This window comes from Burkholderia sp. HI4860, from assembly GCF_002223045.2.
Taxonomy (GTDB): Bacteria; Pseudomonadota; Gammaproteobacteria; order Burkholderiales; family Burkholderiaceae; genus Burkholderia.
This window is the reverse complement of record NZ_NKFO02000003.1, coordinates 2,571,204-2,595,148: the sequence shown is the minus strand read 5'-3', so window position 1 is coordinate 2,595,148 and position 23,945 is coordinate 2,571,204. Positions and strand designations below refer to the sequence as shown.

Annotated in this window: 23 protein-coding genes; 13 read left to right on the top strand and 10 right to left on the bottom strand. The window is 68.9% G+C overall.

Going from position 1 to position 23,945, the window contains the following annotated elements; translation table 11 throughout:
- Positions 1–24 precede the first annotated feature (24 nt).
- From xerD to queG, 3 genes are all read right to left on the bottom strand, one after another.
- Positions 25–975 carry a site-specific tyrosine recombinase XerD gene (xerD, locus tag CFB34_RS27315; RefSeq protein ID WP_089440875.1) on the bottom strand — a complete coding sequence of 317 codons (951 nt, stop codon included), beginning with the start codon at positions 973–975 and terminating at the stop codon, positions 25–27.
- Positions 975–1,442 carry a methylated-DNA--[protein]-cysteine S-methyltransferase gene (locus tag CFB34_RS27310; protein WP_089426179.1) on the bottom strand — a complete coding sequence of 156 codons (468 nt, stop codon included), beginning with the start codon at positions 1,440–1,442 and terminating at the stop codon, positions 975–977. Before CFB34_RS27310 ends, xerD begins: the two co-directional genes overlap by 1 nt.
- Positions 1,443–1,506: 64 nt before the next feature.
- Positions 1,507–2,742 carry a tRNA epoxyqueuosine(34) reductase QueG gene (queG, locus tag CFB34_RS27305; RefSeq protein WP_089440876.1) on the bottom strand — a complete coding sequence of 412 codons (1,236 nt, stop codon included), beginning with the start codon at positions 2,740–2,742 and terminating at the stop codon, positions 1,507–1,509.
- A 17-nt stretch (positions 2,743–2,759) separates the two neighbouring features.
- On the opposite strand from queG, the gene tsaE reads away from it, so the two are divergent.
- Complete coding sequence (gene tsaE / locus CFB34_RS27300) at positions 2,760–3,314, top strand: tRNA (adenosine(37)-N6)-threonylcarbamoyltransferase complex ATPase subunit type 1 TsaE (RefSeq protein ID WP_089426181.1); 555 nt, start codon at positions 2,760–2,762, stop codon at positions 3,312–3,314.
- On the top strand, positions 3,296–4,816 hold the full coding sequence (locus CFB34_RS27295; protein WP_089440877.1) for an N-acetylmuramoyl-L-alanine amidase: 1,521 nt from the start codon (positions 3,296–3,298) through the stop codon (positions 4,814–4,816). Before tsaE ends, CFB34_RS27295 begins: the two co-directional genes overlap by 19 nt.
- Before the next feature lie 54 nt (positions 4,817–4,870).
- Here CFB34_RS27295 and CFB34_RS27290 read toward each other — a convergent pair whose 3' ends face one another.
- A complete protein-coding gene (locus tag CFB34_RS27290) occupies positions 4,871–5,749 on the bottom strand; it encodes an EamA family transporter (protein ID WP_179243671.1) in 879 nt (292 codons plus the stop codon).
- A 259-nt stretch (positions 5,750–6,008) separates the two neighbouring features.
- Here CFB34_RS27290 and CFB34_RS27285 point away from each other — a divergent pair, with 259 nt between their 5' ends.
- Together CFB34_RS27285 and trxA are read left to right on the top strand one after the other, a co-directional pair.
- Positions 6,009–6,890, top strand: a complete 882-nt coding sequence (locus CFB34_RS27285; RefSeq protein WP_089440878.1) for a pirin family protein — start codon at positions 6,009–6,011, stop codon at positions 6,888–6,890.
- Between the two features lie 52 nt (positions 6,891–6,942).
- Positions 6,943–7,791, top strand: coding sequence for a thioredoxin (gene trxA / locus CFB34_RS27280; RefSeq protein ID WP_089440879.1), 849 nt, complete (start codon positions 6,943–6,945; stop codon positions 7,789–7,791).
- 110 nt (positions 7,792–7,901) lie between these two features.
- On the opposite strand, the gene CFB34_RS27275 is transcribed toward trxA, so the two are convergent.
- On the bottom strand, positions 7,902–8,759 hold the full coding sequence (locus tag CFB34_RS27275; protein WP_069248702.1) for a tRNA threonylcarbamoyladenosine dehydratase: 858 nt from the start codon (positions 8,757–8,759) through the stop codon (positions 7,902–7,904).
- Positions 8,760–8,887: 128 nt separating this feature from the next.
- Here CFB34_RS27275 and pdxH point away from each other — a divergent pair, with 128 nt between their 5' ends.
- The 3 genes from pdxH to CFB34_RS27260 all read left to right on the top strand — a co-directional run bounded on the left by pdxH (position 8,888) and on the right by CFB34_RS27260 (position 12,193).
- The gene (pdxH, locus tag CFB34_RS27270) at positions 8,888–9,532 is read left to right on the top strand and encodes a pyridoxamine 5'-phosphate oxidase (protein WP_089440880.1); all 645 of its coding nucleotides are present in this window, start codon (positions 8,888–8,890) and stop codon (positions 9,530–9,532) included.
- Positions 9,533–9,653: 121 nt separating this feature from the next.
- Positions 9,654–10,874: a cyclopropane-fatty-acyl-phospholipid synthase family protein gene (locus tag CFB34_RS27265; RefSeq protein ID WP_089440881.1), complete on the top strand. Its 1,221-nt coding sequence runs from the start codon at positions 9,654–9,656 to the stop codon at positions 10,872–10,874.
- A gap of 23 nt (positions 10,875–10,897) precedes the next feature.
- Complete coding sequence (locus CFB34_RS27260; protein WP_089440882.1) at positions 10,898–12,193, top strand: DUF72 domain-containing protein; 1,296 nt, start codon at positions 10,898–10,900, stop codon at positions 12,191–12,193.
- Between the two features lie 53 nt (positions 12,194–12,246).
- Here CFB34_RS27260 and msrA read toward each other — a convergent pair whose 3' ends face one another.
- Entirely contained in the window at positions 12,247–12,807 is a 561-nt protein-coding gene (msrA, locus tag CFB34_RS27255) for a peptide-methionine (S)-S-oxide reductase MsrA (protein ID WP_089440883.1), read from the bottom strand.
- 580 nt (positions 12,808–13,387) lie between these two features.
- On the opposite strand from msrA, the gene CFB34_RS27250 reads away from it, so the two are divergent.
- The 3 genes from CFB34_RS27250 (at position 13,388) to CFB34_RS27240 (ending at position 16,270) form a co-directional block, all read left to right on the top strand.
- The gene (locus CFB34_RS27250; protein ID WP_089440884.1) at positions 13,388–14,794 is read left to right on the top strand and encodes a selenium-binding protein SBP56-related protein; all 1,407 of its coding nucleotides are present in this window, start codon (positions 13,388–13,390) and stop codon (positions 14,792–14,794) included.
- On the top strand, positions 14,791–15,456 hold the full coding sequence (locus tag CFB34_RS27245) for a hypothetical protein (RefSeq protein ID WP_089440885.1): 666 nt from the start codon (positions 14,791–14,793) through the stop codon (positions 15,454–15,456). The genes CFB34_RS27250 and CFB34_RS27245 overlap by 4 nt, the downstream gene beginning before the upstream one ends.
- A 304-nt stretch (positions 15,457–15,760) precedes the next feature.
- On the top strand, positions 15,761–16,270 hold the full coding sequence (locus CFB34_RS27240) for a flavin reductase family protein (RefSeq protein WP_089440886.1): 510 nt from the start codon (positions 15,761–15,763) through the stop codon (positions 16,268–16,270).
- Here the strand turns inward: CFB34_RS27240 and CFB34_RS27235 are convergent.
- On the bottom strand, positions 16,257–16,757 hold the full coding sequence (locus CFB34_RS27235) for an Lrp/AsnC family transcriptional regulator (protein WP_006477992.1): 501 nt from the start codon (positions 16,755–16,757) through the stop codon (positions 16,257–16,259). The two genes, CFB34_RS27240 and CFB34_RS27235, sit on opposite strands and share 14 nt — an antisense overlap.
- Positions 16,758–16,887: 130 nt before the next feature.
- Between CFB34_RS27235 and kynB the strand changes: the two genes are divergently transcribed.
- The 3 genes from kynB (at position 16,888) to kynA (ending at position 19,820) form a co-directional block, all read left to right on the top strand.
- Positions 16,888–17,529: an arylformamidase gene (gene kynB / locus CFB34_RS27230; protein ID WP_089440887.1), complete on the top strand. Its 642-nt coding sequence runs from the start codon at positions 16,888–16,890 to the stop codon at positions 17,527–17,529.
- A gap of 28 nt (positions 17,530–17,557) precedes the next feature.
- A complete protein-coding gene (gene kynU, locus CFB34_RS27225; RefSeq protein WP_089441320.1) occupies positions 17,558–18,808 on the top strand; it encodes a kynureninase in 1,251 nt (416 codons plus the stop codon).
- 79 nt (positions 18,809–18,887) lie between these two features.
- Positions 18,888–19,820, top strand: coding sequence for a tryptophan 2,3-dioxygenase (gene kynA / locus CFB34_RS27220; RefSeq protein ID WP_089440888.1), 933 nt, complete (start codon positions 18,888–18,890; stop codon positions 19,818–19,820).
- 30 nt (positions 19,821–19,850) lie between these two features.
- Here kynA and CFB34_RS27215 read toward each other — a convergent pair whose 3' ends face one another.
- The 3 genes from CFB34_RS27215 to CFB34_RS27205 form a co-directional block, all read right to left on the bottom strand.
- Positions 19,851–21,248, bottom strand: a complete 1,398-nt coding sequence (locus CFB34_RS27215; RefSeq protein ID WP_089440889.1) for an MFS transporter — start codon at positions 21,246–21,248, stop codon at positions 19,851–19,853.
- Between the two features lie 267 nt (positions 21,249–21,515).
- Positions 21,516–22,460 (bottom strand): 2-dehydropantoate 2-reductase, encoded by a 945-nt coding sequence (locus CFB34_RS27210; RefSeq protein ID WP_089440890.1) that lies wholly within the window; start codon positions 22,458–22,460, stop codon positions 21,516–21,518.
- A gap of 14 nt (positions 22,461–22,474) precedes the next feature.
- A complete protein-coding gene (locus CFB34_RS27205; protein ID WP_089440891.1) occupies positions 22,475–23,926 on the bottom strand; it encodes an aldehyde dehydrogenase in 1,452 nt (483 codons plus the stop codon).
- Between the last annotated feature and the right edge of the window lie 19 nt (positions 23,927–23,945).

Here is a 23,945-nt window from a genome sequence, read left to right as displayed (position 1 = left end):
TCGACCCGCGCCGCGCCGGATGCGCTAACCGCGTGGATGGTGTTCCGCGTGCAGCGTCTTCAACCGCTCGCGTGCGACGTGCGTGTAGATCTGCGTGGTCGAGATATCGCTGTGACCGAGCAGCAGCTGCACGACACGCAGGTCGGCGCCATGGTTCAGCAGGTGCGTCGCGAACGCGTGCCGCAGTGTGTGCGGCGACAGGTGCGCGCGTACGTCCGCGTGCTGCGCGTGGCGCTTGATGATGTTCCAGAACTGCTGGCGCGTCATCCCGTCGCCGCGCGCGGTCACGAACAGCGCGTCGGCCGCGCGCGCCCCGAGCAGCGCCGGCCGCGCCTCACGCAGGTAGCGCTCGATCCACCCTTGCGCGACTTCGCCGAACGGCACGAGCCGCTCTTTCGAGCCCTTGCCCATCACGCGCACGACGCCCTCGTTGAGCCCGACCTCGACGGTCTTCAGCATCACGAGCTCGCTCACGCGCAGCCCGCTCGCATACATCAGCTCGAGCATCGTACGATCGCGCAGGCCGAGCGGCGTACCGATGTCGGGTGCACCGAGCAGCGCCTCGACCTGCGCCTCCGACAACGTCGACGGAAACCGGGCCGCCTGCTTCGCGGACGTGATCCGCAGCGTCGGGTCGGCGCTCGCGCGATGCTCGCGCACGGCCCAGCCGTAATAGCGCCGGAACACGGACAGCCGCCGGTTCGACGACGTCGCCTTGCCGTCGCTGCGCGCGGCGATGTAGCCCGTCACCATCGCTTCGTCGGCCGAATCGAGCGACGCGTCGTGCGTCTCGGCCAGCCATTGTGAAAACAGCACCAGATCGCGCCGGTACGCATCGAGCGTGTTGCGCGCCAGCCCGTGCTCGAGCCATAGCGCATCGCAAAACACGTCGATCGACGCGCGGCTCGCGAGCAGCGCGGGGGACACCTCGACGGCATCGCCGTCGACTTCGGGGGACATCAGCGATTCACTCATCAGTACGGCACGCCTTCGTGCGCCAGCAGCCAGCGCTTCACTTTCTGGTAATAACCGTTGTCGTCGTGGTTCGCGAAGCCGCCGAGTCCGCCCGCCGCGACGACGCGATGGCACGGGATCACGAGCGGGAAGTAGTTCGCGCCGCACGCCTGGCCCACCGCGCGCGGCGCGCTGCCGATCCGCTTCGCGACCTGCCCGTAGGTCAGCACCGTGCCGGGCGGAATATCGCTGATCACGTCCCACACGCGGTGCTGGAACGCGCTGCCGACTTCGGCGAGCGGCAGGTCGAAGCGCGCCGACGCACGCTCGAAATAACGTTCGATCTGCTTGACCGCGCGCTGCGCGAGCGGCGAATCCGGATCGACCGACTTCACCGATTCGGGCAGATAGACGATCTCGCGCACCACTGCGGCATCCGTGCGGATGCCGACCTTGCCGAACGGTGCGTCGATGACTGCATTGAACATGGCCCTCTCCTGACCGATGGATGCGCGCGGCACCACCGCGCGCCGACGACACTTTACGCCGCCTTCATGCAGCACGCAGCGCCCATTCGACATGCTCGCGCACGACGGGCGACGGATCGTCGGCCCGCGCGCGCAACGCGGCGACGATCGCGTCGCGCGCCTGCGGCGTGAGCCGGCCCGCGTCCGCGCGCAGCGCATTGCCGAGCCCGACCGCGAGATTGCGCAGCCAGCTTTCGTAGCCGATGCGCCGGATCGCGCTGCCCTGCATCCGTGTATCGAACGCGTCCGCCTCCCACGCAAACAGCTCGACGAGCGTCGCGCGATCGAGGCCGTGCCGCACGTCGAAATCGGCGACGGGCGCGGCCTGCGCGAACTTGTTCCACGGGCACACGAGCTGGCAGTCGTCGCAGCCGTACACGCGATTGCCGATCATCGGCCGCAGCGGCTCCGGGATGCTGCCTTTCAGTTCGATCGTCAGGTACGAGATGCAGCGGCGCGCGTCGACGCGGTACGGCTCGACGATCGCGCCGGTCGGGCAGGCGTCGATGCAGCGCGTGCAGCTGCCGCAATGTGCGCCGGGCGTCTCGGGCGCGGTGTCGGGGGACGTGTGCGCATCGGTCGGCAGCGGAACGTCGACGTAGATCTCGCCGAGGAAGAACAGCGAGCCCGCATCGCGCTGCAGCAGCAGCGTGTGCTTGCCGCGCCAGCCGACGCCGGCCTTCTGCGCGAGCTCGACCTCGAGCACGGGCGCCGAATCGGTGAACACGCGGTAGCCGAACGCACCGATCTCCTGCTCGATGCGCTCGGCGAGCGTCTGCAGGCGGTTGCGCAACACCTTGTGATAGTCGCGGCCGCGTGCGTAGATCGACACGACGGCCGCCTGCGGATCGTCGAGCCGGGCCCGTTCGCGCGCACGCCAGTCGTGCGGCACGAGCGCGCCCGGCTCGCTTTCAGGCGCGTCGGCGGCCAGCGTTTCGGCCGGCAGATAGGCGAGCCGGGCGGAGATCACACGTCGCGTACCGGCCACAAGTTCGGCCGGACGCGCGCGTTTCATCCCATGTTTCGCCATATAATCCATTTCGCCGTGGTATCCGGCTTCCAGCCAGGCGGCGAGGCCTGCTTCGGCATCCGAGAGATCGGTATCGCTGATGCCGATCGCCCCGAAACCCAATTCGCGCCCCCACGCCCTGATTCGCGCGGCGAGCGCAGTCAACGCCGCATCGTCGAGCGCGCACGGTGCCGCGCCTTCGGCAAGAGTCGAAGGTCTGTCGGATGCGGCGAGTTCCGGTAATCGGTTCATCGCACTATTTTACGAGAATGCCAGCCACGCCCAGCCATCCGCCTCACGACGCCATGCTGCCCGCCCCGCTCGCGGAGCGCGTGATCGCGCTCGCCGACGAAGCGGCGACCGAGGCCTTCGGCACCCGCTTCGCGCACGCGCTCGACGCGGCGCGCACCGAGCTTGCCCGCGCGCATGCGTTCGACGGGCTGCAGATCCAGCTGGTCGGCGATCTCGGCGCGGGCAAGACGTCCCTCGTGCGCGCGATCCTGCGTGGCCTCGGCCACACGGGGCGCGTGCGCAGCCCGACCTATACGCTCGTCGAGCCGTACGCGCTCGAACGCGACGATGGGGAACTCGAGGTCTATCACTTCGATCTGTATCGTTTCAACGATCCGGCCGAATGGTCCGACGCAGGCTTTCGCGAATATTTCAATTCCAGCGCGATCTGCCTCGTCGAATGGCCACAACAGGCAGGCACGCTGCTCGGCGTACCCGATCTGGTTTTCTCGCTCGACGTGGACGGCGACGGCCGCGCCCTCACCGTCCGGGCGTACAGCGCTTCAGGAAAGGCATGTCTCGAAAGATGTTGATCAAACCGTTCCGCTCGATCGAATCGGCGGCCACCGCGACGCACAACTGGCGGCGCCGCCAGATCCTGTGCGCGGGCGCGTCGACGCTGGTGCTCGGTCTCGTTGCACCGCGGCTCGCGCGCGCGTCGTCGGTGCTCGGCGTGCGTGTGTGGCCCGCACGCGATTACACGCGCGTCACGATCGAATCCGACCAGCCGCTGCAGAATAGCCAACAGCTGCTGCAGGGTCCCGACCGTCTCGTCGTCGACCTGACCGGCCTCGACCTCGACCAGGCGCTGCGCGACCTCGTGTCGAAGATCGCGCCGAACGATCCGCAGATCCAGTCGGTGCGCGTCGGCCAGTATCAGCCGCACGTCGTGCGGATGGTGTTCGACCTGAAAGGTTCGGTGAAGCCGCAGGTGTTCACGCTGCCGCCGGTCGGCACCTACAAGTACCGGCTCGTGTTCGACCTGTATCCGGCCGTCGCGCCCGATCCGCTGTCCGACCTGATCGCGCAGACGGAACGCAAGGAGCAGGCGCTCAACGACACGGCACGTGCGCAGCAGATGCAGCCGCCGACCACGCTGGCCGGCCCCGGTACCCCGCCGCCCGCCGCGGGCGACAACAGCGACGCGTTCTTCCAGCGCTTCGCGCAGAACACGCCGGCCACGCCGCACACGCCGCCCGCCACCCCTTCGACGCCCGCGAAGCCGGCCGTCAAGCCGCCGCCGGTCATCGCACGCCGCGACGACAGCGACGACGATGGCGACACCTACAAGTTCACCGCGCCGAAATCCGGCAAGGGCGGCACCGTCCGCCTGCTGACGGTGGCGATCGATCCGGGCCATGGCGGCGAGGATCCGGGCGCGATCGGCGGCGGCGGCACGTACGAGAAGCACATCGCGCTCGACATCGCGAAGAAGCTGCGCGCGAAGATCGACGGCGCGCCGAACATGCGCGCGATGATGACGCGCGACGCCGACTTCTTCGTGCCGCTGAACGTGCGCGTGCAAAAAGCGCGCCGCGTGGGCGCCGACCTGTTCGTGTCGATCCACGCCGATGCATTCACGACGCCGTCCGCACGCGGCTCGTCGGTGTTCGCGCTGTCCGACCACGGCGCGACGAGTGCCGCGGCACGCTGGATGGCGAACAAGGAGAACTCGTCCGACCTGATCGGCGGCATCAACATCAAGACGGCGGACGCGGCCGTGAACCGCGCGCTGTTCGACATGTCGACGACCGCGCAGATCCGCGATTCGCTGCGCTACGGCAACTACGTGCTGAAGGAAGTGGGCGGCATCAACAAGCTGCACAAGGGCTCGGTCGAGCAGGCCGGGTTCGCGGTGCTGAAGGCGCCCGACATTCCGTCGATCCTCGTTGAAACGGCCTTCATCAGCAACCCGGAAGAAGAGAGCCGGCTGAACGACGACGGCTATCGCGACCAGATGGCCGACGCGATCTTCCGCGGCATCAAGCGCTATTTCGCCGCGAATCCGCCGCTCGCGAAGAGCCGGATGGCCTGACGGCCGTACCCGGCCACCCCGCCCCGCCGCCGGCACGCAGTGCGTGCCGGCGCGTCACGACGCCGCGAAGCGGCGCATCAGTTTCCCGCCGAACACGTTCACCGCGAGCCCGCCCATCACGAGCGCCGCGCCGATCAGCTGCGGGCGCGTCAGATGCTCGTCGAGCAGCAGCGCCGACGACGCGAGCCCGACGATCGGCACCAGCAGCGAGAACTGCGCGACCTGCGCGGCCGGATAGCGCGACAGCAGACGGCTCCACAGCCCGTAGCCGAGCAGCGTCGCGACGAACGCGAGATAGACGACCGCGAAGTTCGACGCGCCGTTCAGCCCGGCGAGCGCGGTCGCGATCCGCTGCGGCCCTTCGAACCACAGCGACAGCAGGAAGAACGGCACGGGCGGCACGAGGCTGGCCCACACGACGAGCGACACGAGGTTCGCACGGCCGACCTTCTTCGTGACGATGTTGCCGAACGCCCACATCGCGGCCGAGCAGATCGTCAGCAGGAAGCCCGCGAGCGTCATCGCGCGGCCGCCCTGCGCCGCGATCACGACGAGCCCGCCCGCGGCGATCGCGAGCCCGAGCAGGTTCTGCACGCGCAGCCGCTCGCCGAGGAACAGCATCGCGAACACGAGCGTGAAGAATGCCTGCGACTGCAGCACGAGCGATGCGAGGCCGGCCGGCATGCCGACGTACATGCCGGTGAACAGGAACACGAACTGGCCGAGCTGGATCGTCGCGCCGTACAGCACCAGCAGGCGCCATGGAATCTGCGGCCGGCGCACGAAGAACACCGCGGGCACGGCCGCGAGCGTGAAGCGCAGCGCGCCGAGCAGCATCGGCGGCATGCCGTGCAGGCCGACCTTGATCACGACGAAGTTCACGCCCCACGCCAGGATCACGACCAGCGCAAGCAGCAAGTCCTTCGGGGCCATCATCGGCGTCTCCTCGATTGTCGAATGGTCGTGCACGGTGCGCTCAGGCCCTGTCGCTTTCCCTGTCGCTTTGCGGCGGGCGTCCCGAGAAAACTTGCTGCGAGGCGGAAAAACCGGGGCGGCCCGGCGTTTTCCTCTGGGAAGCCGGTCAGTCTACCGGGTTTCAGCCCCCGGCCCGATACCCGCGTGGCGCGCATGGAATCGGCGGCGGACGGCCAGTACAATGACCGGCATCCCCCGCCGCCCCACAGGATCCGCCATGACCGCTCCGATCAAAGCCCTGCTGAAGCCGCACGTGCGCGACATCGGCAACCTGCAGGTGCGCCGCACGCTGCCCGCACTCGCCGCCCGCCTCGTCGGCCCGTTCATCTTCTTCGACCACATGGGGCCCGCCACGCTGCCGCCCGGCACGGGGCTCGACGTGCGCCCGCATCCGCATATCGGCCTCGCCACCGTCACCTACCTGTTCGGCGGCGCGATCCTGCACCGCGACAGCCTCGGCTCGCTGCAGGAGATCGTGCCGGGCGACGTGAACTGGATGACGGCCGGCCGCGGGATCGTCCACTCCGAACGCACGCCCGACGCGCAGCGCGAAAACGGCCACACCGTGCACGGGATCCAGACCTGGGTCGCGCTGCCGCGCGCGCACGAGACGACCGAGCCGTCGTTCGAGCACCATGCGGCCGACACGCTGCCGAAGCGCAACGAGGACGGCGTCGCGCTGACGGTGATCGCCGGCGATGCGTTCGGGCTGCGCTCGCCGGTCACGACGTTCTCGCGCACGCTGTACGTCGCGGCCGAATTCGCGGCCGGCGGCCGCCTCGCACTCGACGCGTCGCACGAGGAGCGCGCGGTCTACGTGGTCGACGGCGAGCTTGCGATCGACGGCACGCCGGTGCCGGCCGAGCAGATGGCCGTGCTCACGCCCGGCGCCGCGGTCACGCTGACGAGCGGCAGCGGCGCACGTGCGATGCTGCTCGGCGGCGACAGGATCGACGGCGAGCGCTTCATCGAATGGAATTTCGTCGCGAGCAGCCGCGAGGCGATCGAGCGCGCGAAACAAGCCTGGACGCGCCAGGAAATGGGCAAGGTGTCGGGCGAAACGGAGTGGATTCCGCTGCCCGAGTCGAAGCCGCGTTGAAAAAGGGGCGCGCCGCCCCCATCCTGACGACATTCGAACGGAAGAGAACGACATGGACACCACGCTTGCCACATTCGAGAAAGACGTCATCGAGGCGTCGCTGGACGCACCCGTGCTGGTGGACTTCTGGGCGCCGTGGTGCGGCCCCTGCAAGACGCTCGGCCCGCTGCTGGAAAAGCTCGAAGGCGACTATGAAGGCCGCTGGAAGCTCGTGAAGGTCAACGTCGACGAGAACCAGGAACTCGCCGCGCACTTCCAGACGCGCAGCATCCCGCACGTGATCGCGTTCGCCGACGGGCGCCCCGTCGACCAGTTCGTCGGCGTGCTGCCCGAAGGCCAGCTGCGCGCCTTCCTCGACCGGCTGCTGCCGGCGCCCGAGGAAGCCGAACGGCGTGCCGCGCAGGATGCGATGGCCGAGGCGCGCTACGACGACGCGCTCACGCACCTCGAAGCGGCGCTCGCGCTGAACCCGGGCTTCGACGACGCCCGCCTCGACCTGATCGAACTGCTGCTCGCGAACAACCAGGTCGACGCCGCGCGCGCCGAGACCGAGCGCCTGTCGCCGCAGACCGTGCAGAACGGCGATCCGCGCTACCAGGCGATCAAGACCCGTTTCGACGCGCTCGACGCGACGGCCGACCTGCCGCCGACCGACGCGCTCGAGGCGCGCATCGCGGCGAACCCGGCCGATCTCGACGCGCGCTTCGACCTCGCGCAGAGCCTGATCGCGCGGCGCGCGTACGAAGGCGCGGTGGAGCAGTTGCTGGAAATCGTCACGCGCGACCGCGCGTACGGCGACGATCTCGGCCGCCGCACGCTGATCTCGGTGTTCGAGCTGGCCGGCGATCGCCCGGACCTCGTCGCCGGGTGGCGGCGCAGGCTGAGCATGGCGCTCAACTGAACTGACGTGGGACCGGCCGGGCTGCAACGGCCCGGCTGCCGGATCACCACGTCAAGCACGGCGCGTGTCACGCGTCGCCGCATTGCACGACGACCGCGATTCGCAGCGGCTCAGCCCGCCGCCTGCGCCGCGATCGCGCGCAGCGCATGCGCGGCGGCCGCGAAGCCGAAGCTCGCGGTCACGCACACGCTCGAACCGAACCCCGCACAGTTGAGCCCCGCGACGTGCGCGGCTGCGGACGGCTCCGTGCCGTCCTCGAGATCGCACGCGGCGGCTTCCGGATAGATCAGCGGCTCGTCCGAATACACGGCGCTGACCTTGAAACGCGCCTTCGGCCCGCGCGGAAAGCCGTGCTGCTTGCGCAACTGCGCGCGCACCTTCGACAGCAGCGGATCCTGGATCGTCAGCGCGAGATCGTCGATCCGGATGCGCGTCGGGTCGAGCTGGCCGCCCGCGCCGCCGACCACGACGAGCGGCTGGCGCTTCGCGACGCACCACGCGATCAGCGCGACCTTCGTGCGCACGCTGTCGATCGCGTCGATCACGTAGTCGAAGCCGCCGCCGAGCAGCGCGTCGAAGTTGTCGGGCTCGACGAAATCCTCGATCCGGTTCACGCGGCACGCGGGATCGATCAGCGCGATCCGCTCGGCCATCGCGTCGACCTTCGGCTTGCCGTAATTGCCGTCGAGCGCGTGGATCTGCCGGTTCGTATTGCTTTCGGCGACGTTGTCGAGATCGATCAGCGTCAGCGTGCCGACCGCGTTGCGTGCGAGCGCCTCGGCCACCCACGAGCCGACGCCGCCGATCCCGATCACCGCGACGTGCGCACGCTCGAACGCGGCGGCGGCCGGCGCGCCGTACAGGCGCGCCACGCCGCCGAAACGCCGCGCGCGATCCACGTCAAGCTGGATTTCCGGGGTCGGGGTAAGATCAGAGGAACTGGGCGGGGCAGCGTCGGCGACGGACATGGCAGCAAGGAAAACGTAAGTCGTGCAGCCCTCTATTTTGCCTGAACTCCTCGCTCGCACGCGCCACTGTGCACGCACGTTTCCTGCGCGTTGGCTACAATGGTTCCAGATTGAAGCGTTTGCATAACATGACGACTCTCGCCGATCTCCGCATCAATTACTCACGTGCTTCGCTCGACGAAGCCGATGTCGCCCACGACCCCTTCGCCCAGTTCGACCGCTGGTTCAAGGAGGCGCTCGCCGCCAAGCTGCCCGAGCCGAACACGATGACGCTCGCGACCGTCGGCGCCGACGGCCGGCCGTCGGCACGCATCGTGCTCATCAAGGGCGTCGACGAACGCGGGTTCGTCTTCTTTACCAATTACGAAAGCCGCAAGGGGCGCGATCTTGCCGCGCACCCGCAGGCCGCGCTGCTGTTCTACTGGATCGAGCTCGAGCGCCAGGTGCGCATCGAAGGCCGGATCGAGAAAACCACCGCAGAAGAAAGCGACCGCTATTTCGCGTCGCGCCCGCTCGGCTCGCGCATCGGCGCATGGGCGTCGGAGCAGAGTGCGGTGATCGACAGCCGCGCGACGCTCGAAGCGCAGGAAAAGGCCGCCAGCGAACGCTACGGCGACAACCCGCCGCGCCCGCCGCACTGGGGCGGCTACCGCCTCGTGCCCGACTCGATCGAGTTCTGGCAGGGCCGCCCGTCGCGGCTGCACGACCGCCTGCTCTATACGCGCGACGCCGGCACGTCGACGGGCTGGTCGATTTCGCGCCTGTCGCCGTAAGCGCGGCGCCGGCGCGCGCCGGTCGTGTCTCGTGTTGCATTCGGGCGCCCGCCTCGCAAGCGGCGGGCGCCGGTCAAGATACTTGGCTGTATTCGATTCAACGAACAAACGGAGAATCCAAATGTTCTGGGAAAAGAAGCTGGCACAGTGGGCGGACGAAGTACGGGCGAAAGCGAACATACCGGCGCGCCTCGTGCTGTGGAACGGCGATCAACTCGATTTCGGCACCTTCAGCGCGCCGCAGGTCACGCTGAAGGTCAACAGCGCGTCGGCGTTGCCGCTGCTGCTCGAACCGAGCCTCGACAATCTCGGCGAGGCGTACGTGAAGGGCAAGATCGACATCGAAGGCAAGCTGTCGGACATCATCAACATCGGCTACTCGCTCGCGCGCAGCACGGTGACGAGCGCGAGCAAGCTGGCGCGCGTGAAGCGCTACTTCAATCACTCGAAGAGCACCGACAAGAAGGCGATCCAGTATCACTACGACGTCTCGAACGAGTTCTACAAACTGTGGCTCGACGAGAACATGGTGTACTCGTGCGCGTACTTCGAGAATGGCGACGAAGATCTCGCCACCGCGCAGATCAAGAAGATCGACCACATCCTCACGAAGATCCGGCTCCAGCCCGGCCAGCGCCTGCTCGACATCGGCTGCGGCTGGGGTGCGCTCGTGCTGCGCGCCGCGCAGAAGTTCGGCGCGCAGTGCCTCGGCGTCACGCTGTCGCAGAACCAGTTCGACCTCGCGACCGCGCGCGTGAAGGCCGCCGGGCTGGAAGACAAAATCGAGATCCGGCTGCAGGACTACCGCGAGATCGACGGGCAATTCGACCGCATCACGAGCGTCGGGATGTTCGAGCACGTCGGGCGCAAGAACCTGCCGCTCTATTTCTCGCGAATCCACGACCTGCTCACCGACGACGGCATCGCGATGAACCACGGGATCACGTCGACCGACGCGGAAAGCGGCGAGACGGCGCTCGGCGGCGGCGAGTTCATCGATCGCTACGTGTTCCCGGACGGCGAGTTGCCGCACATCAGTCTCGCGCTGGAAGCCGCGCAGCGCGGCGGGCTCGAAGCGATTGACGTCGAAAGCCTGCGCCGGCACTATGCGCGCACGCTCGATATCTGGACGGAAAACTTCGAGGCGAAGGCCGACGCCGCGCGACAACTCGTCGACGACGAAAAATTCCGCATCTGGCGCGTGTATCTCGCCGGCTGCGCGTATGCATTCGAGCACGACGACGTGTCGATCTTCCAGATCGTGTGCCGCAAGGCCGGGCAGAGCGCGAAGACGCTGCCGTGGTCGCGGCGCTATATGTACGAACACGCGCTGCCGCGCTAGGCGGCGCTTCACGCTGGGCATGCATGGGTGACGGCAGGACGCGGCGCAAGACGCCGCCGGAACGACAGCAGCGCGACGACGCGAACGCGCCGCACGCCGACGGACAATTCGACCTGTTCGGCGTGCCGGCCGACGCCGCACGCGCGTCGCCCGCGAACGATGGCCCGCCTGCCGATTCCGACGAACTGCTGAAACCGGACGCGCATAACGACACGCAGCCGGCACCGCGCCCCCCCACCCACCCCCGTTCTTCAGACGAAACACCTCCCGCCGCTTCCGGCTTGCTGTGGGACGAGCCGTCCCCGCCCGCTGAGCCGCCAAAGAAGGGCCGGCGCCGGCGCGGCGTGCTGCCCGCACCGATCGCACCGGATGTGGCCGACGCAGCGGCGGGCCTGCCGCCGAACGTCCGGCTCGGCACATCGTCGTGGACTTTCCCGGGCTGGGACGGCATCGTCTACGACGGCGATTTTGCTCAGACGAAACTCTCCCGCGAAGGGCTCGAAGCGTATGGCGCGCATCCGCTGCTGAAGAGCGTGAGCCTCGACCGGTCGTTCTACGGCCCGCTGTCGGTGGCCGACTACCTGCGCTACGCGCAGCAGGTGCCCGACGATTTCCGTTTCGTCGTGAAGGCGCCGGCCTCCGTGACCGATGCGGTGATCCGCGGCCGGCGCGGCGAACCGTCGGGACCGAACCCGACCTTCCTCGACGCGGATCTCGCCACCCGCGAATTCGTGCAGCCGTGCGTCGAAGGGCTCGGCCGGAAAGCCGGCGTGCTCGTGTTCCAGTTCTCGCCGTTGCCCGACACGCTGCTTGCCCGGCCGGCCGAACTGATCGACCGGCTGGCCGCGTTCTTCGCGGCGCTACCGCCGCTGCCGCCGGAAGCCGACGGCAGCCGCTACGCGATCGAGATTCGCGACGCGAGCCTGCTCACGCCGCGCTTCATCCGTGCGCTCGCCGCACTCGGCGTGCGCTACTGCGTCGGCCTGCACGCGCGGATGCCCGACCCGCTGCGCCAGGCGGCCGCGCTCGCGCTGCTCGACGGCGACGCGCCGGGCCCGCTGATCGTGCGCTGGAGCCTGCACGGCGGCTTCAAGTATGAACAGGCGAAAGCGAAGTACGAGCCGTTCGACAAGCTCGTCGACGAGGATCCGGCCACGCGCTCGGCGCTCGCCGAACTGGCCGCGCGCTATGCGCTGGCCGGACAGCCGGTGATCATCACGATCAACAACAAGGCGGAAGGCTCCGCGCCGCTGTCGTGCATCGCGCTTGCGCGCGAGATCGCCGCCGCGTGCGCGCAGTGGCGCAACGAGGCGGCTTGATACCCGCTTGATACCCGCGTGATACCGGCTTGCGCCGGCCACGGTCACGACGCTTACGCGCCGCGCAGCGACTTCAGCCGGTGCGAGAACTTCTGCCGGAATTTCGCGAGCTTCGGCCCGATCACGACCGAGCAGTAGCCCTGCCCCGGATTGCGCGCGTAATAGTTCTGGTGATAGTCCTCGGCCGGCCAGTAGTTGCCGTCGAGCGGCACGACCTGCGTGACGATCGGCTGCCCGAACACCTGCTCGCGCTCCAGTTCGCGGATCACGTCGAGCGCCGTGTCGCGCTGCGCGTCCGAATGGGTGAACACGACCGATCGGTATTGCGTGCCGACGTCGTTGCCCTGCCGGTTCAACTGGGTCGGATCGTGCGTTGCAAAGAAGATCTCGAGGATCTCGCGATAGCCGATGCGCGCCGGATCGAACGTCACGTTGACGACTTCCGCGTGGCCCGTGTCGCCTTCGCAGATGTCGCGATAGCCGGGACTGCGCGTATGGCCGCCCGCGTAGCCCGACTGGACGGCCGTCACGCCGTCGACGTCGAGAAACACCGCCTCCGTGCACCAGAAACACCCGCCTCCCAATGTCGCGGTTTCAAGCATCTCGTTCACCATGAAATCAGTCCCTCGTTGATGTCGGCAGCCGGCACGCATGCGCCGGCGCCACCGTTCCGTCTCGCCGCTGCCCACCCGCGCGCGGGTCGCAACGGCACGTCGGCAAGTATCTCACTCGCGCGCGAACCTGACAGAGTGCACAGGTGCCGCGCGCGACCGGCCGCCCGTTTTCTCGACTACACTTAGGCACGCGCGAGCGCGGCGGCAAACCCGCTGACTCGCGCAACGCGCCCGATGCATGCCCGACCCTGATGCAAACATCATCTGCCGGAACATCGCTATGCATGCCTTAACAGACATCACCCGCGTCACTCGCCCGGACGTCGCCGCGTCGCGGGCCGCGGCTTCGATTGCCTCACCTCCTTGCCATGCATCCGTCTCGCTCCGCGCGCGGCGATCCGGCACACCGCCTTTGTCCGCTTTCACGATCTGATGCACGGCGTCGCATGCGCGCCGACGCGTGCGTCCGCCTGCCGATCGCTCCCGCCGGCATGATGCACGCCGTGCGGCAACCCCGACTCGCACGCCCACCTCGAACGGCCGTGCGACCCCGATCCGACACCATCGAGAGGGCATCACCATGAGCATGCGGCCTGACCCGACGTTTCACGCTTCCCCCGAGCTTGCGATGCAGGCACCGGCAGAAGAGTTTGCCTATACGTTGTTGCTGAGCCCCGATTTTTCCAGACCCGACGCGCTCGCCGTGATCGACGTGAAGCCTGGCTCGCCGACCTACGGAAAGATCGTGCACACGGTGACGATGCCGAACGCCGGCGACGAATTTCACCACTTCGGCTGGAATGCCTGTTCGTCGTCACTGTCGCCGCTGACCGGCCATGCGTTCCTCGAACGCCGCTTCCTGATCATCCCCGGCCTGCGCTCGTCGCGCATCTACGTGATCGACACGAAGCCGCATCCGACGCAGGCGCGCATCCACAAGATCATCGAGCCCGACGAGGTCTTCTCGAAGACCGGCTATTCGCGGCCGCACACCGTTCATTGCGGGCCCGAGGGCATCTATGTGAGCACGCTCGGCGGCGCGGGCCAGGACGGCACCGACGGCGCGCCCGGCATCTTCATCATGGATTGCGAGACCTTCGACGTGCTCGGCCGCTGGGAGATCGATCGCGGCCCGCAGGACAAGCATTACGACTTCTGGTGGAACCTGCCGCGCGACTACATGGTGTCGAGCGAATGGGCGCTGCCGCCGCAATTCGAGAACGGGATCGTGCCCGAGGACCTGCTCGCGAACAAATACGGGCACCGGCTGCATTTCTGGGACCTGCGCGCGCGGCGCAACGTGCAGACGATCGATCTCGGCGCGCAGCATCAGATGGCGCTCGAAGTGCGGCCCGCGCACGACCCCGCGCGCGAATACGGGTTCGTCGGCGTCGTGGTCGACACGACCAATCTCGAAGGCTCGATCTGGACCTGGTGGCGCGAAGGCGGCAAGTTCCATGTGAAGAAAACCGCGACGATTCCGGCCGAGCCGGCCGCGGCCGACGAACTGCCGCCGCTGCTCAAGGGATTCGGCGCGGTGCCGCCGCTCGTGACCGACATCGACCTGTCGCTCGACGATCGCTTCCTCTACGTGTCGTGCTGGGGCACCGGCGAAATGCGCCAGTACGACGTGTCGGACCCGCACAACCCGGTGCTCGCGGGGTCGGTCCGGATCGGCGGCATCGCGCGCCGTGCGCCGCACTCGAACGGCCGCACGTTCGCCGGCGGCCCGCAGATGGTCGAGATCAGCCGCGACGGAAAACGCGTGTACTGGACCAACTCGCTCTATTCGACGTGGGACGACCAGTTCTATCCGGACGGCGTGCCGGGCGCGCAGGTGCTCGCGCACGTGGGGCCGGAGGGCGGGCTGACGCTCGCCGACGATTACTGGGTCGAGTTCCCCGACGGCTATCGCGCGCACCAGATCCGGCTCGAAGGCGGCGACTGCTCGACCGACTCGTTCTGCTATCCGTCGGTCAAGCGTTGAACGCCGGCTTTCACGCCCCGTTCGCACTGTGGGCGGCCGTGCTCGCGAGCGGCGTGTATCACGGGCTCAACCCCGCGATGGGCTGGCCGCTCGCTGTGTCGAACGCGCTGATGACGCGCCGCGGCGGCGCGCTCGTCGCGGCGCTCGGCTATCTCGCGCTCGGCCATGCGCTCGCGGTCTTCGCGGTGATGCTGCCGTTCGGGCTGCTCGCCGCGCTGCTCGCGTGGCAAACGGCGATCCGGATCGGTGCGAGCGCGCTCGTGATCGGCTTCGGCGCCGTGCTGCTGATCCGGCGCCGGCATCCGCGGGCGCTCGCGCGGATTCCGCCCGCGCGGCTCGGCCTGTGGTCGTTCGCGGTCGCGATCGCGCATGGTGCCGGGCTGATGCTGGTACCGATCTACCTCGGGCTGTGCGGGCTCGACCGGGACGCCGGCCATCGTGCGGCGGCCACGCTCGTCGATGCGCATCTCGGGATGGCGCTCGTCGTCGCGGCCGTGCATGCCATCGCGATGATCGGCGCCGGCGGCGGGCTCGCGTGGCTCGTGTACCGCTATCTCGGGCTGAAGTTCGTATCGCGAAGCTGGTTCAATCTCGACGCGGTGTGGGCGTCGAGCCTGATCGTGACGGGCACGTTGTCGCTCGGGCTGGCGGCGGCGCGATAGTGCGGGGGAAGCTGCGGCCGATGTCGAGCGCGGGTGCCGGGCGCCGCGGCGGACCCGCACAAAAAACGCAACAGAACGGCCGTGCCGGCAGCGTGCCCTTGCGCATCCGGGCACGCGCCGCAGTGTTCGCTACGTCACCCTGCCCCCGCAATGCGCCGCCTGGCCGGGCCCGGCGGCCCCGATTCCGCTAAAATCGGGCCATGCGCACCCCTTCCCTCTCGACCGCCTTGTCGCCTTTCGTCCGCCGTGCCCGCCCCACCCGCGTCGCGCCGCGCCTGCCCGTCTCGTTCCGGATGGCCGCGCGATGAGCCACGCCAATCCTCCGGATTTCGACTCGGCCGCCTTCCGGCAAGCCCTCGGGCAGTTCGCCACGGGCGTGACGGTGATCACGACACGCGCGCCGTCCGGCCAGCTGATCGGCATCACCGCCAGCTCGTTCAACTCGGTCTCGCTCGATCCGCCGCTCGTGCTGTGGAGCCTCGCGCACAAATCGGCGTCGACGGCCGTGTTCCGCGGCAACAGCCATTACGTGGTGAACGTGCTCGCGGCCTCGCAGCTCGACCTGTGCAAGCGCTTCTCGACCTACAAGGGCGACCGCTTCGAAGGGATCGCGCATGCGGCCGGCAACTCGGGGATGCCCGTGCTCGACGGCGCGCTCGCGTGGTTCGAATGCCACAACCGCAGCCGCTACGATGAAGGCGACCACGTGATCTTCGTCGGTGAAGTGGAGCGCTGCGGCGTGCGCGCGGAATCGGACACGGCCCCGCCGCTCGTGTTCCACGGCGGCGGCTTCCACGGCCTTACACCGCTTTGATCGCTCCCGTGCGCGCCAGCCCGACCGGCGCGCCGGCTTCATCCTTCAGCGTCTGCAGCACGATGTTCGAACGGATGTCCATCACGCCCGGCGCCTTGTAGAGCCGGTTCAGCACGAAATCCGAATAGTGCTTGAGGTTGTGCGCGAGCACGCGCAGCAGATAGTGGCTCTCGCCCGTCACGACGAACGCGCCGACCACCTCCGGCCATTCGCGCAGCGCTTCCGCGAAGCGCTCGTGCCATTGATTCTCTTCGTTGCGCATCGACACCTGCACGAACGCCTCGAGCTCGAAGCCGAGCTTCTCGCGGCTCAGGCACGCGCGATAGTGCTCGATCACGCCCTGCTCCTCGAGCAGGCGCATGCGGCGCAGACAGGCGGACGGCGAAAGCGAAATCCGTTCCGCCAGGTCGAGATTGCTGATTCTGCCCTCTTCCTGCAGTACCGCCAGAATCCGGCAGTCGGTGGCATCGAGCGTGATCGCGTGCATTTTTGGTCCCCGTTTTCCCTCTGAGTCGAATTATCTGCCAATCCGGCGGATTGTCCATGTTTATTTCGCAAGCACTTTCTGCGAGCGTCCACCTATCATTCGAAGGATCGACTCACCGAATCGTCATGCCATGGACACCCTCTGGGACATCTCGCCGCCTGTCAGCCCCGCCACCCCCGTGTGGCCGGGCGACACGCCGGTTTCCGTCGAACGCGTGTGGCGGATGGAGGCCGGCTCGCCGGTCAACGTCGCACGCCTGACGCTGTCGCCGCACACGGGCGCGCACTGCGACGCGCCGCTGCACTACGACGCCGACGGCGCGCCGATCGGCGCCGTGCCGCTCGACACCTACCTCGGCCCGTGCCGCGTGATCCACTGCATCGGCGCATCGCCGGTCGTGCAGCCGGCCGATGTCGCGGCCGCGCTCGACGGCGTGCGGCCGCGCGTGCTGCTGCGCACCTGTGCGCGTGCCAGCGTCGATGAGTGGGACAGCCACTTCTGCGCGGTCGCGCCGGAGACCATCGACCTGCTCGCCGCGCATGGCGTGAAGCTGATCGGCATCGACACGCCGTCGCTCGACCCGCAGGAATCGAAGACGATGGATGCGCATCACCGCGTGCGCGCGCACCGGATGGCGATCCTCGAAGGCATCGTGCTCGACGACGTGCCGCCCGGCGACTATGAACTGATCGCACTGCCGCTGAAGTTCGCGACGCTCGACGCGAGCCCGGTGCGCGCGGTGCTGCGCGCGCTGCCCGCGCGTGCTTCCTGATTCCCCCGACTGACAACCCCACATCATGATCAAGACCCGTGAAGACGCGCTCGCGCTCGACCGCGACGATCCGCTCGCCCCGCTGCGCGACCAGTTCTCCCTGCCCGACGGCGTGATCTACCTCGACGGCAATTCGCTCGGCGCGCAGCCGCGCGCGTCGGCCGCCCGTGCGCAGCAGGTGATCGGCGCCGAATGGGGCGAAGGCCTGATCCGCAGCTGGAACACGGCCGGCTGGTTCGCGCTGCCGCGCCGTCTCGGCGACAAGCTCGCGACGCTGATCGGCGGCGCGCCCGGCGAGACGGTCGTGACCGACACGATCTCGATCAACCTGTTCAAGCTGCTGTCGGCGATGGTGCGCCACCAGGCCGGGCGCGCGCCCGAGCGCCGCGTGATCGTGTCGGAGCGCTCGAACTTCCCGACCGACCTGTATATCGCGCAGGGGCTGATCGAACAGCTCGGCGGCGACTACGAACTGCGCCTGATCGACGACCCGGCCGACCTGCCTGATGCGCTCGGCGCGGACACGGCCGTCGCGATGATCACGCACGTGAACTACCGCACCGGCTACATGCACGACATGCCGGCCGTCACGCAGCTCGTGCACGACGCAGGCGGGCTGATGCTGTGGGATCTCGCGCACTCGGCCGGCGCGGTGCCGGTCGACCTGAACGGTGCGCGCGCGGACGGCGCGGTCGGCTGCACGTACAAGTACCTGAACGGCGGCCCCGGTTCGCCCGCCTTCGTATGGGTGCCGCAGCGTCATCACGCGCACTTCTCGCAGCCGCTGTCCGGCTGGTGGGGCCACCGCGCACCGTTCGCGATGCAGCCGGGCTTCGCGCCCGATCCGGGCATCGCGCGCTTCCTGTGCGGCACGCAGCCGATCGTGTCGATGTCGATGGTCGAATGCGGGCTCGACGTGTTCCTGCAGACCGACATGCACGCGATCCGCCGCAAGTCGCTCGCGCTGACCGATGCATTCATCGCGCTCGTCGAAGCACGCTGCGCGGGCCTGTCGCTGAAGCTCGTCACGCCGCGTGCGCATCATCAGCGCGGCTCGCAGGCGAGCTTCGAGCATCCGCACGGCTACGAAGTGATGCAGGCGCTGATCGCGCGCGGCGTGATCGGCGACTATCGCGAGCCGTACGTGCTGCGCTTCGGCTTCACGCCGCTCTATACGCGCTTCGCCGACGTGTGGGATGCCGTCGAGACGCTGCGCGACATCCTCGCCACCGACGCGTGGAAGGCGCCCGAGTTCGCCGAGCGCGGCGCGGTGACCTGATCGGCCTTGCCCGGTGCGCGCAAGCCGCGCGCCGCGCCCCCGTCATTCAAATCTGGAGAAAGTCGTGAATTCTGGTCATATGCAGCCACCCGGCGGCGACGCGCCGGCGGGCTGCCCGTTCTCGGGCGCACGCGCAGCACATTCGGCCCAAGCGGCCCCGGCCGCGCACGAAGCGTCGCACGTGCCCGGCGATGCCGGCTGGCACAACGCGCAGCTCGATTTCTCGAAGTCGATGAGCTACGGCGACTACCTGTCGCTGAATTCGATCCTCGACGCGCAGCATCCGCTGTCGCCCGATCACAACGAGATGCTGTTCATCATCCAGCATCAGACGAGCGAGCTGTGGATGAAGCTCGCGCTGTTCGAACTGCGCGGCGCCCTCGACGCGGTGCGCACCGACGCGCTGCCGCCTGCGTTCAAGATGCTCGCCCGCGTGTCGCGCATCCTCGAGCAACTGGTGCAGGCGTGGAACGTGCTGTCGACGATGACGCCGTCCGAGTATTCGGCGATGCGCCCGTATCTCGGGCAATCATCGGGCTTCCAGTCTTATCAGTACCGGCAACTCGAATTCCTGCTCGGCAACAAGAACGTGCAGATGCTGCAGCCGCATGCGCACCGGCCCGACATCCTCGAACAGGTGCGTGCGACGCTCGAGGCGCCGTCGTTCTACGACGAAGTCGTGCGCCTGCTCGCGCGGCGCGGCTTCCCGATCGCGGCGGAGCGGCTCGAGCACGACTGGACCCAGCCGACCCGGCACGACGAGACGGTCGAAGCCGCGTGGCTCGAGGTGTACCGTCATCCGCAGCAGCACTGGGAACTCTACGAGATGGCCGAGGAACTCGTCGATCTCGAGGATGCGTTCCGCCAGTGGCGCTTCCGTCACGTGACGACCGTCGAACGCATCATCGGCTTCAAGCAAGGCACCGGCGGCACCAGCGGCGCGCCGTACCTGCGCAAGATGCTCGACGTCGTGCTGTTCCCCGAGCTCTGGCACGTGCGCACCACGCTGTAACGCGCGACGCGCCCGCGGGCCCGCCCGCCGTCACGACGACGTGCGGGCCAGCTCCTCCCCTTCGCGCGGCTGCACGGCCGCGCGCGACAGTCGCGGAATGTGCCGTCGCACGACGAGCAGCGCGACGCAGACCACCCCCATCGCAACCGCCAGCATCGTCAGATAAGCCGTGGCGCCGCCCGTGGTGATCACGGTCGCGCCCGCGAACGCGCTGAGGATCGCGCCGAGCCGGCCGAACGCGAGCGCGCTCGCGGTGCCGGTCGCGCGTACGGCCGTCGGGTAGATGTACGCGCAGAGCGCATACATCGTCGACTGCACCGCGTTGACGAACAATCCGTGCAGGCCGAGCCCGACGATCAGCCAGCCCGTGTGGCGGCTCGCATCGACACCCATCAGCCATACCGCACTCGCCGCGCCGCCGATACTGCACAGCACGAGCGGCCAGCGCGACCCGGCATGCGCGATCGTCCATGCGCACAACAGTGCGCCGATCACGCCGCCGAGGTTGTACGCGGTGAGCCCCGTCCCCGCGACCGACACGCTCAGCCCGCTCGCCGCCAGCATCGTCGGCAGCCAGCTGAACGCCGCATACACGGCAAGCAGGCACATGAAGAACGCACACCACAACGCGATCGTGTCGCGCGCCTGGCCGCTCGCGAACAGCGCGCCGAAGCCGCCGCGGCTGCCTGCCGCGCGTGCGTCCCGCAGGTCGGTGAAGGCGGTGCCCGGCGCGACGGGCCGCGCCATCCGCGCGAGCAGCGCGCCGAGCTCCGGCCAGCGCGCGGGGCGCCGCGCGAGGTAGCGCGGCGATTCGGGCAACGCACGCACGAGCACGAAGCCGAGCACGAGCGGCAACGCGCCGCCCGCGAAGAACAGCCCGCGCCAGCCGTAGCGCGGCAGCACCTCGTGCGCGAACAGGCCGGCCAGCATCCCGCCGAGCGGCACGCAGACGATCGTCGCGGTCACCATCATCGTGCGACGCCGCGCGGGCGTGTATTCGGCCGTCATCGTCGTCGCCGTCGGCAATGCGCCGCCGATCCCGAGGCCTGCTATGAAGCGCAGCACCGCGATCGCCGTGACGTCCGGCGCGAAGCCGATCGCGCAGGTCGCGATGCCGAACAGGAACACGCTGCCGATCACGGCCTGGCGGCGGCCGAAGCGATCGGCGACGATCCCCGCGCACGCGCTGCCGATGCCCATCCCGACCAGCCCGGCCGCCACCGCCGGCGCGAACGCGCCACGCGTGATGCCCCATTCGCGAATCAGCACCGGAATCGCGAAGCCGATCAGCTGGCCGTCGAAGCCGTCGAGCACGATCGCGAGCGCGGCGAGCAGCACCACGCAGCGCTGCATCGTCGTGAACGGCCCGTCGTCGAGCGTCGCGCCGATGTCGACGGACGGAGGCAACAATCCGTCGCGCGTACTCATGCGACCTCCCGTGCGCCGCGCTCAGGCGGCAACATGCGCAAGCGGCGCGCGGCAAGACAACGGCATTCGATGGCGTTCATGGCGTCTCCGGTTGCCCGGGCTGGCGCGGTGCGCGCGTGCCCGGATCTCGTGCTGCGCAGGCGGCCGGTGTCGACGCAGCGGCGCCGCCTCCGGTGTCTCGTCCAACCCGTCCCGATCCGGCGCCGTCGCCTGCGCGCGACGCGCTCGTCCCGTCGTGCGGCACATACCACGCCGCACGACTGATGCTCAGTTCATCCGCGCGTCGATCAGCCGGACCAGCGCGAGCAGCGTTTCCGCGTGCGGCACCGCGACACCCGCTTCGCGCGCGGCCGCGACGACCTTGCCGCTAATCGCTTCGATTTCCGTGCGGCGGCCCGCGAGCACGTCCTGCAGCATCGACGGGCGATGGCCGCGATGCGCGCGGATCGCATGCTCGACGTTGTGCGCGATGCGTTCGCCGTCGACCGCGATGCCCTTCGCGCGGGCAACGGCGGCCACCTCGGCTGCAATCGCGAGCGCGAGCCGCGGCCCGTCGTGATGATTGCCGAGCTGGTCGACCGTGCAGCCCGTCGCCGCGCACAGCGTGTTGAGCGCCGCGTTGAACGCGACCTTCTCCCAGATCGCGGCCCACACGTCGGCGTCCAGCGTGCACGCGAGCCCCGCGCGCGACAGCGTATCGGCCACCGTCGCCGCGAACGGGCGCGCCGCGCCGTCGGCCGTCATCATGCGGATCGCGCCTGCCCCGTGCGAGCGCACGTGCGCTGGCCCCGCCGCGTCGGCCGGCCACGTCGTCACGCCGACCAGGATGCGTTCGAGCGGCACGAACGCATTCAGCGTCTCGACGTTGCCGAGCCCGTTCTGCAGCGTCAGCACGTGCGTGCCGCGCTCGAGCAGCGCGCGCACGCCGTCGAGTGCGGCGCACGTATGCAGCGATTTCGTGAAAACGATCAGCAGGTCGAACGATGCATCGGGCGATGCGGCCGCAGCCGCATTCGCCACTTCCGGCCGCATGGCCTGCAACGTACGGATGCGTCGTTCACCCCGATCGTCGTCGATACGCAATCCGTCGCGTCGAATCGCATCGAGATGCGCATCGTTGACGTCGATCAGCGTGACGGCCTCGCCGCTTTCGGCCAGCCGCCCGCCGAACAGCGAGCCCATCGCGCCGGCGCCCAGAATCGCAATCCTCATCGTCGTCGGCCTCGTCAGAACGGATAGTGGCGCGGTGCGGTCTGCACCGTGATCCAGCGCAGGTCCGTGAACGCCGCGATGCCGGCCTTGCCGCCGAAGTGGCCGAAGCCGCTGTCCTTCACACCGCCGAACGGCATCTGCGCCTCGTCGTGCACGGTCGGACCGTTCACGTGGCAGATGCCCGATTCGATGCGGGCCGCGACGCGCATCGCACGCGCGACATCGCGGCTGAACACGGCCGACGACAGCCCGAACGCGTTGTCGTTCGCGCAGCGAATCGCGGCGTCCTCGCCATCGACGCGCACGATGCCCTTCACCGGCCCGAACGACTCCTCCGCATAGATGCGCATCGCCGGCGTCACATGGTCGAGCAGCGTGGCCGGGAACAGCGTGCTGTCGACCTTGCCGCCGCACACGAGCGTCGCGCCGTGCGCAAGCGCATCGTCGATCAGCGCGTTGCAGCGCTCGACGGCCTTCATGTCGATCAGCGAACCGAGCACGACGGGCCCGTTGCGCGGATCGCCGAGCGGCAGCGACGCGGCCTTGTCGGCGAGCTTCGCGACGAACGCATCGGCAATCGACGCGTCGACGACGATGCGTTCGGTCGACATGCAGATCTGCCCGGAATTCGCGAACGCGCCGAACGCGGCCGCCGCGACTGCCGCATCGAGATCGGCATCGTCGAGCACGACGAACGGCGCCTTGCCGCCGAGTTCCAGCACCGACGGCTTCAGGTGGCGCGCACAGGCTTCGGCGACGATCCGGCCGACGCGCGTCGAGCCCGTGAAATTCACGCGGCGCACGGCCGGATGCGCGATCAGCGCATCGACGATGGCGCCCGCATCCTCGGGCGCGTTGGTCACGAAATTGACGACACCAGGCGGCAACCCGGCCTCCTGAAGCGCCTCGACGATCAGCCCGTGCGTGACGGGGCACAGCTCCGAGCCCTTCAGCACGACGGTGTTGCCGCATGCGAGCGGCAGCGCGAGCGCGCGCGTCGCGAGGATCACCGGCGCATTCCACGGTGCGATGCCGAGCACGACGCCGGCCGGCTGCCGCACGCCCATCGCGAGCGAACCGGGCACGTCGGACGGGATCAGCTCGCCGCCGACCTGCGTGGTGAGCGACGCGGCCTCGATGAGCCCGCTCGCGGCAAGCTGCACGTTGAAGCCGGCCCACAGCGCGGACGCGCCCGTCTCCGCCGCCATCGCGGCGACGAACTGCTCGTGCTTCGCTTCGAGCGCGGCGGCCGCCTTCAGCAGCAGCGCGCGGCGTGCGCCGGGGCCGAGCGCGGCCCAGCCGGGAAACGCGCGGGCGGCGGCGTCGGCCGCCGCCCGCGCATCGTCGACGGTGCACGCGGGCGCTTCCGACGCGACTTCGCCATCAAGCGGGTTGCGGCGCGCGAAGGTCGCGCCGCTGGATGAGTGACGGCGTTCGCCGCCGATCAGCATCGATACGGTTTGCATGGAGTCTCCGGCAGGACGC